Consider the following 15,288-nt stretch of genomic DNA (forward strand, 5'->3'; position numbering starts at 1 on the left):
CTATCCGCTTTCGACGATATATTGCGCCTGCCGCCTTTGCCCGCTGCCGTTACGACGCCCCATGAAAAAAGACAACATCCCCCTCTTCTTCGCCACCCTGCAGGCGGCCAACCCCACGCCCGAGACCGAGCTGGAGTACAGCACTCCCTTCGAGCTGCTGGCCGCCGTGCTGCTGTCGGCGCAGGCCACCGATGTTGGCGTGAACAAGGCCACCCGCAAGCTCTTTCCGGTGGCGAACACCCCGCAGGCCATCCTCGACCTGGGGGTCGAGGGGCTGGAGGAATACATCAAGACCATCGGCCTGTACCGCAGCAAGGCCAAGCACCTCGTCGAGGCCTGCCGCATGCTGGTGGAGCAGCACGGCGGCGAAGTGCCGCGCACCCGCGCCGAACTGGAGGCGCTGCCGGGCGTAGGCCGCAAGACGGCGAACGTGGTGCTCAACGTGGCCTTCGGCGAAGCGACCATCGCGGTCGACACGCACATCTTCCGCGTGGGCAACCGTACCGGCCTAGCGCCGGGCAAGACCCCGCTGGAAGTGGAACTGAAGCTCGAGAAACGCGTCCCTCTGGAGTACCGTCTTCATGCGCATCACTGGCTGATCCTGCACGGCCGCTACATCTGCGTGGCTCGCAAGCCGCGCTGCTGGGAATGCGCGGTGGCGACCTTCTGCTCCTACAAGCCCAAGACGCCCGCCCCGAAGACGGCCTGAGAGACAAAGACAGAACACGACAACGGATGACCAGAAGCAAGACCACATCGACGAACACCCGCAAGCTGCTGGGCGCGGCCCTGCTGGCTGCGCTGCTCCCTGCCTCGACCTGGTCGCAGCAGGGCGGCACGCAGTTTCCCAACAATGTCGGGCAGTACACGGGCCGCTGGTCCGCCAACTGCGCCGACAACTCGGCGCCCACGCTGCAGGTGCGCCAGGACACGCTGATCGCCGAGAGCGGCAAGCGCCGCGTGGTCGCCCGCGAGCCGCGGACGATCTACAGCCTCTTCGGCAACAGCCCGCCGCCCGCGGGCTTCGACGTGGCGCTCGTCGGCGAGTCGGGGAAGGCCGGCGCGCTGACCTTCCTCGTCTACCGCGGATCGCGCGGCCAGCACATCACGATCGATGCCGACAAGCCGGTTGCCGGCCAGCTCGGCCCCGAGATGATGAAGCTGCGCTACTGGCGCTGCAACGGCGCCGAGCGGGCCCTGCCTCCTCCCGCAGAACCGGCCGCCAAGGTGCCGCCCCCGCCCACCGGAAGCCCCGCCGCGCTGGCGCAGGGCCCCGCCATGCAGAAGGCCTGGCGCGCCGCGCTGGGCACGCGCGAGAACGAGCGCTGGCTGGTGCGCCGCGAAGGCCCGGCGCCGGAGCCGCAATGGGTGACGATCGACGGCACGCGCTACCTGCTGCACGCCTTCTGCAAGCCGCACGACTGCTACGACAACAACGCGATCGCGCTCTACGACCAGGGCTCGGGCCGCATCTACGGCCTGGTGCAGCGCAACGGCGGCAACCGCCTGGTGGGCGCGCCTCCCTCGGCGCTCGCGCCCCAGCTCGACAAACTCTGGCGCGAGCAGTGGCGCAAGTCGAACTGAGCTGAGCCGGGCACGCCGCCGGCTCAGGGCCGGCTCAGGGCCGATACGAGGCCGGTTCAGGCCAGCTTGAACATGCGCACCGCGTGCACCAGCCCCGCGGCCTGATCGTTCATCGACTGCGCCGCGGCCGAGGCCTGCTCCACCAGCGCCGCGTTCTGCTGGGTGGCGCGGTCCATCTGCTTGATGGCGTCGTTGACCTGGCCGATGCCGCTCGCCTGCTCCTGGCTGGCCGCGGTGATCTCCGCCATGATGTCCGTCACCCGTCGCACGCTGCCAACGACCTCTTCCATGGTCTTGCCGGCCTCGTTGACCAGCGTGCTGCCCGCCTCCACCTCGTCCACCGAGTCGCCGATCAGCGTCTTGATTTCCTTGGCCGCCGCGGCTGAGCGCTGGGCCAGGCTGCGCACCTCCGAGGCGACCACCGCGAACCCGCGCCCCTGCTCGCCGGCGCGGGCCGCCTCCACCGCCGCGTTGAGCGCGAGGATGTTGGTCTGGAACGAGATGCCGTCGATCACGCCGATGATCTCCACCACCTTTCTCGACGAGGCGTTGATGGACGCCATCTTCTCCACCACCTGATCGACCACCGCGCCGCCGCGCGAAGCCACCTGCGAGGCCGAGTCGGCAAGCTGGTTGGCCAGCCGCGCGTTGTCGGCGTTCTGCCTGACGGTGCTGGTGAGCTCCTGCATGGCCGCCGCCGTCTGCTCGAGCGAGCTGGCCTGCGCCTCTGTGCGCGACGACAGGTCGCGGTTGCCCGAGGCGATCTGCCCCGATGCCGAGGCGATGGAATCAGTGCCGTCGCGCACCTGCCCCACCACCTTGGCGAGCTCGTCGTTCATCGAGCGCAGCGCACGCATCAGCATGCCCGACTCCGACGCGTCGGCCACCTCGATGCGCGCCGTCAGGTCGCCGGAGGCCACCTGCTGCGCCACGTTCACGGCCTGCCCCAGCGGCCGCGTGATCGAGCGCGTCATGAGGAACGCCAGCAGCAGCCCGCCGGCCAGCGAGGCGCAGCTGATCCCCAGGATCATCCACTTGGCGCGCCAGTACGCGGACTGGGTCGACGCCGTGCCTTCGTCCGCGCTCTTCCTCAGCTGCGCCTGAAAGGCCGAGACATGCGCCAGCACCTGGTTGAGCAGCGGCATGCACTCCTGCGTCAGCACCTTGACGGCCGCGTCGGTCTGGCGCGACGTGGCGAGGGCGACGACGTTCCCCGCAATGGGCAGGTACTGGGCCTCGAGCGCGCGGAGCTTCTCGAGCATCCGGCGTTCCTCGGGGCTCGCGGCGGCCTGGTCGGCCATCAACGTCGCCAGGCCCTGCAGGCCCTTGTCGATCTCGCGCTGGGAGCTTCCCACCAGTTCGATGTCGCCTTTCTGCAAGGCCGGCTCCGTCACCAGCGCCAGGTTGCGCGCCGCGATGGCCCGCTTGCCGATGGCGGCCTGCACGTTGTTGAGCTCGTCGAGCTTGCGCGCGCCGATCTCGGTCGCGAAGGTGACCCGATCCGAGAGATTCGCCATCTCGTGCAGCCCGATGCCCGTGATGAGAAGCTGCAACAGCAGCAACAGCGCGAAACCCAGTCCGAGGCGGGCTCCGATCTTGAGATTCGAAAGACCGAACATGTGGCGTTCTCCAAATTGGTTGCGGGGGCTCCCCGTCGTCATCGGCCGGGCCGCGGCGCGCCACCCCACCCTCGAAGGGTGGGGATGGGCAAACCCTTGAATATGGGATTCGATCCGCGCGCGAGATGACCCAGAATCCGCACGGATGCAACCCGCCTCAATCCTCGGCACACCAGCACTGCGCACCCGGAGCCGCCGCCTCCTGGTTCGCCAGGGCCTGCTCGACCGGCTCGACGCCTCCGGAGGCCGCCGCTGCGTGGTGCTGCAGGCACCGGCCGGCTTCGGCAAGAGCTCGCTGCTGCTCACCTGGCAGCGCGAACTCGTCTCGGCCGACGCCGGCATCGCATGGCTCAGGCTCGCGGATCTTCCCGAGGGCGACCTGCACTTCATGACCTCCCTGATGACGGCCCTGGCCGGCATCGACCCCGCCATCCCGAAGGAGGCCGTGGCGCACGCCCGCCCCGACGCCCTGGCGATGGAGCGGCTGGTCATCGCGCTCGTTCGCGGCATCGCGGCGCACGGGCGCAGGGTCGTGCTGATCGTGGACGACGTGCAGTGCGCGCAGAGCGGCCACGTGCTGCACGCCCTGCGCCTGCTCGTCGAGTACGCGCCCTCCAACCTGCTGTGCGTCTTCGCCAGCCAGGACGAGCTGCCGATGACGCTGGGCCACACCCCGGCCTCGAAGACGGTGCTCGAGCTTCGCAACGACGACCTGCGCTTCAGCCTGCCGGAGTCGATCGACTACCTCGGCATGCACCTGCCCCAGCTCGACGAGCGCGCCGCCGCCGCGATCCACCGGCTGACCGAGGGATGGCCCGCCCTGCTGCGGCTGGCGAGCGCCGACGTGCGCCGGCGGCGCGGCGTGCAGTCGCCCCTGGTCCACGGCGTGCCCGACCCCGAGCCGTTCGCCGCGTACTTCCACGCGCACGTCTTCCCGCGCCTCTCGGCGACGCAGCTGCGCCTGCTCACCTGCTGCGCGGCCTGCACCCGCTTCAGCGCGCCGCTGTGCGCCGACCTGGTGGGCGACGGGTACACGCCGGCCCAGTGCGCCGAGTTGCTGGAACCGCTGGCGCGCGAGGGCCTGCTGTCCGCCGCACCGGAAGCGCCCGTGGCGGAGGACGCTTCCGTGCCCATGCACGAACGCTGGTGGCACATGCATCCGCTGCTGCGCAGCGTGCTGCTCGTGCGCTTCTCGGCCTGGCCCGAAGCCGCGCGCGTGAAGCTCCATGCCACGGCCTGCCACTCGTTCATGACCCGCGGCATGCACCACCAGGCCGTGCGGCACGCGCTGGCAGCCGGCAACCGCGAGACCGCCGCCCGCCTGGCCGAGCACGGCGCGCAGGCGCTCTTCGTCCAGGGCAGGATGAGCGAGACGATCGCGCTGCTGCGCCAGATCGACGCCGAGACGGTCGGCAACAACGCCAACCTCGGTCTCTGGATTGCCTGGGTCGAGCTGGCCGACTACCGGCTCGACGACTGCGCCCGCAGCATCGAAAGGCTGCGCGCAAGACCCGGCGCCCTCGAGCCGGCCATGCGCTACCGGCTGACGCTGCTGGACTGCCTGCTCGCCATCCGCAACGACGACAACGACGCGCTCTCGCGACTGCTGCCCGAACTGCTGGCCCCGCCGCCCGCAGCCGACGAGTTCGCGCTGGCCGGCCGGCGCAACGTGCTGACCTGGCTGCACCTGCATCGCGGCGAGTTCGAGCAGGCGCGGCGCATCCAGCGCGACGAGCCGGCGCCCCGCATCGACGGCGAGCCCGTCGCCGGCACCCTGTTCGGGTCGCTGGTGGGCCAGTGCCTGGTCGGCCTGTCGTATGCCGTCGAGGGCCACATGCACCGTGCGGAGCGCATCTACCGCCAGGTGCTCGACGAGGCCCAGGAGCGCGGCGCGCGCTGCGCCGAGGCGGCGCGGCTCACCGCCCAGCTGCTGGTCGAGGTGCTGTACGAACAGCACGGCCCGCTGGTGGCGGCGCGCTTCATCCAGGAACAGCTCGGCACGCATGACGGCCTGATTCCCGACACCACCCTGCGCATGATCCTCGTGGCGAACCGCGCGCAGCAGGCGGCCGGCCGCTGGCGCGAGGCGCTGGAGCACCTGGCGCAGACCGGCTGCTTCCTGCGCCGCTTCGGCATGGACCGCACGCTGGCCTGCGTGCTGCTGGAGCAACTCGAAATCCAGCTCGCCAACGACGGGGCCGAAGGGGTCGACGCGGCGCGGGTCTCGCTGCAGGAGCTGGAAGCGCTGCACGACCGGCATCCGGGCGTCGAGCCCGGCACCCTCCGGCGCATTGCCGACATCGTGGAGCGGGCGCGCATCCGCATGGCGGTGCACGACGGCGAGCTGCTGCCCGCGCTGGCACGGCTCGAGGCCCTGTCGCAGTGCTACGAGGAACGCGGGCAGCTCAGCCTTTCCGTCACGCTCCAGCTGCAGGCGGCCGAGGTCGAGCGCAGGCTGGGGCGCACAGAGGCGTCGAACACGCGCGTGTGCAAGTCCCTGCGCCTGGGCCACCGGCTGGGATTGCTGCAGACCCTGCTGGGCGCGCACCCCAACGCCCTCCAACTGATCCGCACGGCCGGCGCGACTCCCCGGCTCGACCCGGTGCTGGGCTTCTTCATCGAGCGCATCGAGGCATTGGCGCAATCGCAGAGCGCCACGCGCGCCGAAGCTCCGCCGGTGCCCCGCTTCCGGGACGACGGGCGCCTGACCCGCCTGCTCACGCTGCGCGAAGCCGAGATCGCCGAACTGCTGCTGCAGTCGCTGCCGAACAAGAAGATCGCGCTCACGCTCGGCCTGTCGCTCGACACGGTCAAGTGGCACCTCAAGAACATCTACATGAAGCTGGACGCCCACGGGCGCGGCGCCGTGGCCGAGCGCATCCGGCACGAGCTGGAACGCGACGACGGCGGCGGGGACGGCAGGCGCGGAAGATAGCCGCCGCCGGGCCTGTCAGGTGCCGGTTATTTGTCGAAAACCAGCCATCCGCCGAACGGCATCTCGCCGGCGGGCCAGTCGCCGGCACTCGCCGGGCAGCGGATGCCGCGCTGCAGCAGCGTCACCGCGCGCAGCACGCCGGCATGCGTGACCCAGAGCGCGTCGCGCCCCTGCGCCAGCCATTCGTCGTGGGCCTGCGCGATGCGCGACATGAAGGCACGCACGCTCTCGCCGTGCACACCGGCCCGCAGGTCCGCGAAATCGGCGGTCCAGGCATCGAAGTCCTCGCGGGGGATGCCCGCCCAGGGCCTGCCCTCCCAGGCGCCGAAATCCATCTCGGCCAGCCGCGCGTCGCACTGCACCGTCAGGTCCGGGCGCTGCGCGACGATGGCCTCGGCCAGTGCGGTGCAGCGCTTCAGCGGCGAACTGCACAGAACGATGCCCACCGGCAGCAGCGGCGCGATCCGCTCGGCGGCGGCCAGCGTGGCGTCCGCATGGGCTTCGAGGTCCGTCACCCCGTAGCAGAGACCCGGCTCAGCCACCACCGGGGCATGGCGCTGAAGCCAGAGCGTGCTCATGCGTGCCAGGCCAGCGCGAGGTAGATCGCGAGCTCGCAGACCTGCTGGGTCGCGCCCAAGCCGTCGCCGGTGAAGCCCTGCAGTCTGCGCAGGAAGAGACGCGCCATCCAGCCCGCGGCGAGAGCGGCCGCGAGCACGGCAGCCCCGACGTTCACGGCGCCGTGCACATGCAGCAGCAGCGCCACCGCCGGAACGGTCCACACCACGGCAATCGCCAGCGCCCCCCGGCTGATCGCATCCGCAAGCGGCTTGGCCTTGCTCGCGCCGCTGTCGCCCACATAAGGCAGCCAGCGGATCAGGAACAGCGGCATCAGCCGCGACAGCACATGCGCGCCCACGATGGCGACGGCCACGGTTTCCAGGCCGCGCCCGGCCAGCACCGCCAGCAGCGCGCACTTCAGGCCGAGCGCCAGCACGAGCGCGACGGTGCCGAAGGCGCCGATGCGCGAGTCCTTCATGATCTCCAGCGCCCGCTCCCGGCTGGCCGAGCCGCCCAGGCCGTCGGCCACGTCGGCCAGCCCGTCTTCATGGAAGGCGCCGGTCAGCATCACGGTGGCGACGGTGCTCAGCACGGCCGCCGCCAGCGCGCCGCCGACGCCGGGCAGCCCCATGGCCACGCCCGCGAACACCAGCGCCGCCACGCAGCCCGCCAGCCACCCGATGCCGGGCAGGTGCGCCGCGCTCGCGCGCAGCATCTGCGGGCTGAAGCCCACCCACTCGGCCAGCGGCCCCGTCACCGGCACCCGCGTGAAGAACTGCAGGGCGAGCAGGAAGTGGCGAACGCCGTTCTTCATTCGCTTCAGCTGTCCTTGCGCGACACGCCGGCCGATTCGAAGCTGGCCATCTCGCGCAGGATGCGGCAGGCGGATTCGAGCAGCGGCCAGGCCAGCGCGCCGCCCGAGCCCTCGCCCAGCCGCAGGTCGAGCTGAAGCAGCGGATCGAGCCCCAGCCGCTCCAGCATCAGCGCATGCCCCGGCTCGGCCGAGCGGTGCGCCGCCACGCAACGCTGCACCACATGGGGCTGCAGCGCCTGCGCCACCAGCACCGCCGCGCTGGCGATGTAGCCGTCGACCACGATCACCCGCCGCTCGGCCGCCGCCTGCAGCACTGCGCCCGTCAGCGTGGCCAATTCGAATCCGCCGAAGGCTGCCAGCGCATCGAGCGGCGCGGTGGCGCCGGCGTGCAGCGCCAGCACCTGCCGCAGCACCTCGCGCTTGCGCGCCAGCCCTGCCCCGTCGAGGCCGGTGCCGATGCCGATGCAGGCGTCGATGTCCAGCCCGCCCAGCCGCGACAGCAGCAGCGCGGCGGAAGAGCTGTTGCCGATGCCCATCTCGCCGAGCAGCAGCGCGTTGCCCGGCAGCGCCTTCACGACCTCGCGCCCGTTGGCTATCGCCTGGGCGCACTGCGCGGCGGTCATGGCCGGCCCTTCGGAAGCGTCGGCCGTGCCGGCGGCGATCCGGCGCGACACCAGCCCCGGGCGGGGCTGGAAGTCCTGCCGCACGCCGCAGTCGACCACGGTGAGCGCCAGTCCGTGCTGGCGCGCGAGCACGCTCACGGCCGCGCCGCCGGCGAGGAAGTTCTCGACCATCTGCCAGGTCACCTCGCTCGGATAGGCCGAGACGCCGCGCGCCGCCAGGCCGTGGTCGCCGGCGCAGACCAGCATCTGCGGAGCCTCGAGCACCGGGCTTTCGGTGCCCAGGACGCTGCCGATGCGCAGGGCCAGCGCCTCCAGCCGGCCCAGCGCGCCGAGCGGCTTGGTCTTGTTGTCGAGCGCGCCCTGCAGGCGGGCGGCGAGCGCGGCGTCGGAAATGTCGGGGATCGTGGGAACGAGTTCGGTCATGCAATCAGTCCGGCGAGTACGCCGGCGTCGAAGTGTGAATCGATGAAATCGGCCAGGCCGTCGAAGGTGGCCTCGAGCGTGGGCGCCGAGGCGCCGAAGAGCGCATGCAGCGTGCCAGGGTCCTCGAACAGGCCGTGAAGATAGATGCCGAGCACGTTGCCCTGCGCGTTCTGCCAGGCCAGCCCGTCGGGCATGACCGGCCGGCCTGCCTGCGCCATCTGCGGATGCGCGGCGGTCTGGCCGTGATGGATCTCGTAGCCGGCGACCGGCACGCCGGACAGCGCGGCCCAGGCGCCGGTCAGGTCGCCGAAGCGCGCGGCGCGATGCCGCACCGTCTTCTCGCGCTCGAACACCGTCACCAGCGGCAGCAGGCCCAAACCCGGCGCATTGCCGTCGATGCCGTGCGGATCGACCAGCGCCTCGCCCAGCATCTGCAGGCCGCCGCAGATGCCCAGCACCGCGCCGCCGCGCCCGGCATGCGCGGCCACGGCCTGGTCCAGCCCCTGCGCGCGCAGCCAGGCCAGGTCGCCGCTGGTGTGCTTGGAGCCGGGCAGCACGATCCAGTCGGCCCCGGCCACGTCGGCCGGCGTGCGCGCCCAAACCAGCCGCACACCCGGCACGTTCTTCAGCGCCTGGAATTCGTCGAGGTTGCTGATGCGCGGGTATGCGACCACCGCCACCGTCCGCGTGACCGCGCCGCTCGCGCGGCTGCGGTCGTCGAACACGCCGTCTTCCTCGGGCAGGCCGTGCTGCCACCACATGGGCAGCGTGGCGACGGTGGGCACGCCGGTCAGCTCCTGCAGTTGCTGAGGCGCGGGCGCGAGCAGCGAGGCGTCGCCACGGAACTTGTTGAGCACGAAGCCTCGCAGCAGCGCCCGGTCGGCCTCGGGCAGCAGCGCCCAGGTGCCGTAAAGGTGGGCGAAGGCGCCGCCGCGGTCGATGTCGGTCGCCAGCAGGCAGCGCGCCTGCGCATGCCGGGCGATGCGCATGTTGACGATGTCGCTGGCCATCAGGTTGATCTCGGCCGGCGAGCCGGCGCCTTCGATCACGACAACGTCGTTCTCGGCACGCAGTTCGTCGAGCGCGCCCGAGATCTCGGGCCACACGCGCTCGCTGCGGCCGCGCCAGGGCAAGGCCGAGAGAGCTTCGCTCACCTGCCCCATCAGCACCACCTGGCTGTGGGTGTCGCGCTCGGGCTTGAGCAGCAGCGGGTTCATGCGCACGTCGGGCAGCGCATTCGCGGCCAGGGCCTGGAAATACTGGGCGCTGCCGATCTCGCCGCCATCGACCACACGGGCGTTGTTGCTCATGTTCTGCGCCTTGAAGGGCGCCACCTTCAGGCCCCGGCGCGCATACCAGCGGCACAGCGCGGTGGCCAGCCAGCTCTTGCCCGCGCCGCTGGTGGTGCCCAGGACCATGACGCAGCGCGCCGGCCCGCTATTCGCCTTTGAACTCATCGGCGGATTGTCGTTGAGCGCCACGGGCGCCCGGAAAGCGCCGGCCGGACCCGGCGGATTGCGACATCTTTCACGCTGCGGCGCTGCAAATGCGCCCGGTGAATCCGATTGAGGTTTTCCTGCGTACACCCGGGACTGCACTCGGCAGCACACTTACATCGCATCGCACCCAGGGAACCCATGCCAGCCTTGAACGATTTGGCACTGACCGTCGAGGAGCACGAGCCCGGCCAGTTCTTCTGGACCCTGCTCGAGGCCCACCACGGCGACGCAAGCACCGAGACCCTCGACTACCGGGTCTACCGGACCGCGGCCAACCCGCAGGCCAGCTATTCCAACGCCATGGCCATGGGCGTGCTGGAGCTGCAAAAAATAAGCGCCGCCGCGAACCTCGCCGGCAATGCCGGCTGAGCCCACGACGGCGCAAGACCGCCTTGCGGCGTTCAGGCTGTCAATCTTTTCCGTGGTCCGGGACCTGCTTCAGCGAGCTGCCACCGTGGTCCGAGCGGCACCGGCCGCCACCGGCGCCGGCACGTCCCAGCCGCCGCCGATGGCGCGGATCAGGCCCACTGCCGCCTGGTATTGCGCCGACTTCACCTGCAGCGCCTGGCGACGGTTGCGCAGTTCGCTGCGGCGTGCGTCGAGCAGGTCGAGCTGGCTGATGTAGCCGTTGCGGTAACGCGTGTCCGACAGGCTGGTCGCGCGCGCCGCCGAGGTGACGGCCTGCGCCTGCACCACCGACTGCTCCTGCAGCGTGCGGATGGCCGCCAGCTGGTCTTCCACCTCCTGGAAGGCCACCAGCACCTGCGTGCGATAGCTCGCGAGCGCGCCGTCGAGCTGGGCGTTGGCGCCCTGCACGCCGGCCTCGCGACGGCCGCCGTCGAAGATCGGCAGCGACAGCAGCGCACCCACGCCCCACGAGCGGGCCGACCACTTGAAGAGGTCGCCGATCTCGGGCGAGGCATAGCCGGCGGCTCCGGTCAGCGAGATGTTCGGGAACCACGCGGCCTGGGCCACGCCCACGCGGGCCTGCGCCGCCAGCACGGCGCTCTGCGCGGCCGACACGTCGGGGCGGCGCGTGAGCACCGTGCCCGGCACGCCCGCCGGAATCGACGGCAGCGCCGTCGTCCAGTCGTCGGTGCGCAGGCCGAAGCTGGAGGCCGAATCGCCCACCAGCACCGCGAGCGCATGCTCGACCTGGGCACGCTGGCGGTCGAGCGCGAGCGCATCCGATTCGGTGGACGACACCTCGGTCTGCACGCGCGCCACGTCGAGCTCTGCGATGTCGCCGGCCTGTTCGCGGCGCTGCGACAGGCGCAGCGTGTCGCGGTAGGCCTCGACCTGCTCGCGCACCAGCACGCGCTCGGCGTCGAGTGCGCGCAGCTGCAGGTAGGTCTGCGCCGTCTCGGCCTGCACCGCGAGCCGGGTGCTCTGCAGCAGCGCCTCGCGGCCGGCCGCGTCGAGGTTCGCCGCGTTGCTTGCGCCCGAGAGGCGGCCGAACAGGTCGACCTCGTACGAGAAGGTGGCGCCGATGTTGGTCATCGTGGCCGGGCGGGTGCTGGCCGTGGCCTTGTCCAGGCCGGCGCCGCGGTTGGCACCGGCGCCGAGGCCGATCTGCGGCAGGCGGTCGGCGTTGGCGCTGCGCGCCAGCGCGCGGGCCTCGGCCAGCCGCGCCGCCGCGGCCTGGATGTTGCCGTTGTTGACGTCGGCCTTCTCGACCAGCGCGTTCAGCACCGGATCGTTGAACGCCAGCCACCAGGCGCCGCGCGATTGCGCCTCGGCGGGCACGGCACGCGTGAAGCCGGCGGGCGGCGTGGGCCCCTGCTCCTTGAACTGGGCCGTGGTCGTGATCTCGGGCAGGCCCGAGGGCACGGTGGCACAGCCGGCGAGCACCAGGGCGGCCATCAGCGGCAGCAAGGCGGTACGGAGGGGCTTCACCAAGGGTTGTACTGAGAATTTCATGATCAGCTTTCTTTCTTCTTCCCGATCAGTCATGCGAACCGTGCGAGGGACGCGGCGACGCAGGCACCGGATGCAGGCCGCCACCGCCCGAGCCGCCGTGCGATGCAGGCGCCACGGGATGCTCGGCCGACACGAAGTCATCGCCGTGCGGCACTTCGCCATGCAGCTTGAGCGGCCGGTTGCCCGCGAGGCGGCGCAGCAGCACGTAGAACACCGGCGTCAGGAACAGGCCGAAGGCCGTCACGCCGATCATCCCGGCAAACACCGCCACGCCCATGGCCTTGCGCATTTCAGAGCCTGCGCCGGTGGACAGCACGAGGGGCAGCACGCCCATCACGAAGGCCAGCGAGGTCATCAGAATCGGGCGCAGGCGCAGGCGGCTGGCTTCGATGGCCGCCTGAATGGGCGAACGGCCGGCGAATTCGAGCTCCCGTGCGAACTCCACGATAAGAATCGCGTTCTTCGCACTCAGCCCCACAAGCACTATCAGCCCGATCTGCGTGAAGACGTTGTTGTCGCCTCCGGAGATCCACACGCCGGTCATCGCGGCCAGGATGCCCATGGGCACGATCAGGATGATCGCGATCGGCAGCGTCAGGCTCTCGTACTGCGCGGCCAGCACCAGGAACACCAGAAGAATGGCCAGCGGGAACACCAGGAAGGCGGAGTTGCCGGCCAGGATCTCCTGGTAGGTCAGCTCGGTCCACTCGAAGCTCACGCCCTTGGGCAGCGTCTCGGCGGCGATCTTCACGATCGCGTCCTGCGCCTGTCCCGACGAGTAGCCCGGTGCCGGACCGCCGTTGATGTCGGCGGCGAGGTAGCCGTTGTAACGCATGGCGCGTTCCGGACCGAAGGTCGAATTCACCTTCATCAGCGCGGCCAGCGGCACCATTTCGCCCGAGGTCGAGCGCACCTTCAGCAGGCCCACGTCCTCGGCACGGGCGCGGTAAGGCGCATCGGCCTGGACGCGCACGGAGTACGTGCGGCCGAACTTGTTGAAGTCGTTCGCATACAGGCTGCCGAGGTAGATCTGCATGGTGTCGAAGATGTCCGTCACCGGCACGCCGAGCTGGCGGGCCTTGGTGCGGTCGATGTCGGCGTACAGCTGCGGCACGTTGACCTGCCAGCTCGTGAACATGCCGGCCAGTTCGGGCGCCTGCTGTGCCTTGGCCATGAAGGCCTTCACTGCAGCGTCCATCTGGTCGTAGCCCACCGAGCCGCGGTCTTCCAGCTGCAGCTTGAAGCCGCCCGTGGTGCCCAGGCCCGCCACCGGCGGCGGCGGGAACATCACGATGAAGGCGTCCTGGATGCCGGCGAAGGCACCGTTGAGCTGTCCGGCCACCGCGCCGCCGCTCTGGTCGGGGCGCTTGCGCTGGTCGAAGGGCTTGAGCGTGGCGAACACGATGCCCGAGTTCGAGCTGTTGGTGAAGCCGTTGATCGACAGGCCCGGGAAGGCGATGGCGTCTTCCACGTTCGGGTTCTTCTTCATGATCTCGCCCATGCGCTGGATCACTTCGTCGGTACGGTCGAGCGTGGCGCCGTCGGGCAGTTGGGCGAAGCCGATCAGGTACTGCTTGTCCTGCGCCGGCACGAAGCCGCTGGGCACCGCCTTGAAGAGGCCGAAGGTCACGCCGATCAGCGCGAGGTAGATGGCCAGCATCAGGGTCTTGCGCGAGATCACGCGCTTGACGCCGCCGCTGTAGGCCTCGGAGCCGCGATGGAAGAAGCGGTTGAAGCCGCGAAACAGCCAGCCGAAGACGCGGTCCATGCCGCGCGTCAGCGCGTCCTTGGGAGCATCGTGGCCGCGAAGCAGCAAGGCGGCGAGCGCGGGCGACAGCGTCAGCGAGTTGATGGCCGAGATCACCGTCGAGATCGCGATGGTCACAGCGAACTGGCGGTAGAACTGGCCCGTGAGGCCGCTGATGAAGGCCAGCGGCACGAACACGGCCACCAGCACCAGCGCGATGGCGATGATCGGGCCCGACACCTCGCGCATTGCGCGGTACGTCGCTTCACGCGGCGTGAGCCCCGCCTCGATGTTGCGCTCGACGTTCTCCACCACCACGATGGCGTCGTCCACCACGATACCGATCGCCAGCACCAGCCCGAACAGGCTCAGCGCGTTGATCGAGAAACCGAGGATGTGCAGCACCGCGAAGGTACCGATCACCGACACCGGCACGGCCAGCAGCGGGATGATGGAAGCGCGCCAGGTCTGCAGGAACAGGATCACGACCAGCACCACCAGCATGATGGCTTCGAGCAGCGTGTGGATCACCGATTCGATGGATGCGCGCACAAACTGCGTCGGGTCGTAGGCGATGCGGTATTCCAGGCCCTCGGGCATGTTCTTGTTGAGCTCAACCATCGTCTTGCGCACGTTGGCCGAGATGTCGAGTGCGTTGGAGCCCGGCGCCTGGAACACGCCCATGCCGACGGCCGGGTCGTTGTTCAGCAGCGAACGCAGCGAATAGTCGGCGGCGCCCATCTCGAGGCGGCCGATGTCGCGAAGACGCGTGACGGCGCCGTCTGTGCCGCTCTTGACGATGATGTCGCCGAACTCTTCCTCGCTCTGCAGGCGGCCTTGCGCATTGATGGAGAGCTGCATGTCCACGCCCGACAGGCCCGGCGAAGCGCCGACCACGCCGGCCGCGGCCTGCACGTTCTGGCCACGGATGGCGGCCACCACGTCGGAGGCCGAGAGGCCGCGCTGCGCGACCTTCTGCGGGTCGAGCCACACGCGCATGGAGTAGTCGCCGCCGCCGAAGATCTGGACCTGGCCCACGCCTTCGATGCGCGCCAGCGGGTCCTTCACGTTCAGCACCGCGTAGTTGCGCAGGTAGTTGATGTCGTAGCGGTTGTTCGGCGAAACGAGGTGGACCACCATCGTCAGGTCGGGGGCGCTCTTGACGGTCGTGATGCCGAGCCGGCGCACTTCCTCGGGCAGGCGCGGCTCGGCTTGCGAGACGCGGTTCTGCACGAGCTGCTGCGCCTTGTCGGGATCGGTGCCCAGGCGGAAGGTGACGGTGAGCGTCAGCACGCCGTCAGTGGTCGCCTGGCTGCCCATGTAGAGCATGCCTTCGACGCCGTTGATCTGCTCCTCGAGCGGAGTGGCGACGGTCTCGGCGATCACCTTCGGGTTGGCGCCGGGGTACTGGGCCCGCACCACCACCGAGGGCGGCGCGACTTCCGGGTACTCCGAGATCGGCAGCCCGCGCAGCGCGATCAGGCCGGCTATCAGCATCAATAGCGACAGCACGCCGGCAAAGATCGGCCGGTCGATGAAGAATTTTGAGAGATTCATGTTGGTTCT

At 70.2% G+C, this 15,288-nt stretch carries 11 protein-coding genes; 4 read left to right on the forward strand and 7 right to left on the reverse strand.

Features of this window, described 5'->3' with window-relative positions:
• Window positions 1-61 precede the first annotated feature (61 nt).
• Window positions 62-709, forward strand: a complete 648-nt coding sequence (nth, locus tag ABL840_RS22850) for an endonuclease III (RefSeq protein ID WP_093202410.1) — start codon at window positions 62-64, stop codon at window positions 707-709.
• A gap of 26 nt (window positions 710-735) precedes the next feature.
• Window positions 736-1,584 carry an Ivy family c-type lysozyme inhibitor gene (locus ABL840_RS22855; protein ID WP_093306356.1) on the forward strand — a complete coding sequence of 283 codons (849 nt, stop codon included), beginning with the start codon at window positions 736-738 and terminating at the stop codon, window positions 1,582-1,584.
• Window positions 1,585-1,640: 56 nt separating this feature from the next.
• Here the strand turns inward: ABL840_RS22855 and ABL840_RS22860 are convergent, their stop codons facing one another.
• On the reverse strand, window positions 1,641-3,203 hold the full coding sequence (locus ABL840_RS22860; RefSeq protein WP_093306354.1) for a methyl-accepting chemotaxis protein: 1,563 nt from the start codon (window positions 3,201-3,203) through the stop codon (window positions 1,641-1,643).
• Between the two features lie 145 nt (window positions 3,204-3,348).
• Here ABL840_RS22860 and ABL840_RS22865 point away from each other — a divergent pair, with 145 nt between their 5' ends.
• Entirely contained in the window at window positions 3,349-6,138 is a 2,790-nt protein-coding gene (locus ABL840_RS22865; RefSeq protein WP_093306352.1) for a LuxR C-terminal-related transcriptional regulator, read from the forward strand.
• Between the two features lie 26 nt (window positions 6,139-6,164).
• Here ABL840_RS22865 and ABL840_RS22870 read toward each other — a convergent pair whose 3' ends face one another.
• Genes ABL840_RS22870 through ABL840_RS22885 form a run of 4 tightly spaced genes read right to left on the reverse strand, consistent with a single transcriptional unit; the run spans window position 6,165 to window position 10,013 of the window.
• Window positions 6,165-6,716, reverse strand: coding sequence for a histidine phosphatase family protein (locus ABL840_RS22870; protein ID WP_093306350.1), 552 nt, complete (start codon window positions 6,714-6,716; stop codon window positions 6,165-6,167).
• Window positions 6,713-7,510: an adenosylcobinamide-GDP ribazoletransferase gene (locus ABL840_RS22875; protein WP_093306348.1), complete on the reverse strand. Its 798-nt coding sequence runs from the start codon at window positions 7,508-7,510 to the stop codon at window positions 6,713-6,715. Before ABL840_RS22875 ends, ABL840_RS22870 begins: the two co-directional genes overlap by 4 nt.
• Before the next feature lie 5 nt (window positions 7,511-7,515).
• Window positions 7,516-8,556: a nicotinate-nucleotide--dimethylbenzimidazole phosphoribosyltransferase gene (gene cobT, locus ABL840_RS22880; RefSeq protein ID WP_093306346.1), complete on the reverse strand. Its 1,041-nt coding sequence runs from the start codon at window positions 8,554-8,556 to the stop codon at window positions 7,516-7,518.
• Entirely contained in the window at window positions 8,553-10,013 is a 1,461-nt protein-coding gene (locus ABL840_RS22885) for a cobyric acid synthase (protein ID WP_093306434.1), read from the reverse strand. Before ABL840_RS22885 ends, cobT begins: the two co-directional genes overlap by 4 nt.
• A gap of 180 nt (window positions 10,014-10,193) precedes the next feature.
• On the opposite strand from ABL840_RS22885, the gene ABL840_RS22890 reads away from it, so the two are divergent.
• Window positions 10,194-10,424 carry a hypothetical protein gene (locus ABL840_RS22890; protein ID WP_093306344.1) on the forward strand — a complete coding sequence of 77 codons (231 nt, stop codon included), beginning with the start codon at window positions 10,194-10,196 and terminating at the stop codon, window positions 10,422-10,424.
• A gap of 69 nt (window positions 10,425-10,493) precedes the next feature.
• Here the strand turns inward: ABL840_RS22890 and ABL840_RS22895 are convergent, their stop codons facing one another.
• Both ABL840_RS22895 and ABL840_RS22900 read right to left on the reverse strand, forming a co-directional pair.
• Entirely contained in the window at window positions 10,494-11,975 is a 1,482-nt protein-coding gene (locus ABL840_RS22895; RefSeq protein WP_093306343.1) for an efflux transporter outer membrane subunit, read from the reverse strand.
• A gap of 25 nt (window positions 11,976-12,000) precedes the next feature.
• Window positions 12,001-15,279: an efflux RND transporter permease subunit gene (locus ABL840_RS22900; protein ID WP_093306341.1), complete on the reverse strand. Its 3,279-nt coding sequence runs from the start codon at window positions 15,277-15,279 to the stop codon at window positions 12,001-12,003.
• Between the last annotated feature and the right edge of the window lie 9 nt (window positions 15,280-15,288).

Origin of the sequence: Variovorax sp. NFACC27 (assembly GCF_048301545.1) — a bacterium.
Classification (GTDB): domain Bacteria; phylum Pseudomonadota; class Gammaproteobacteria; order Burkholderiales; family Burkholderiaceae_C; genus Variovorax; species Variovorax gossypii.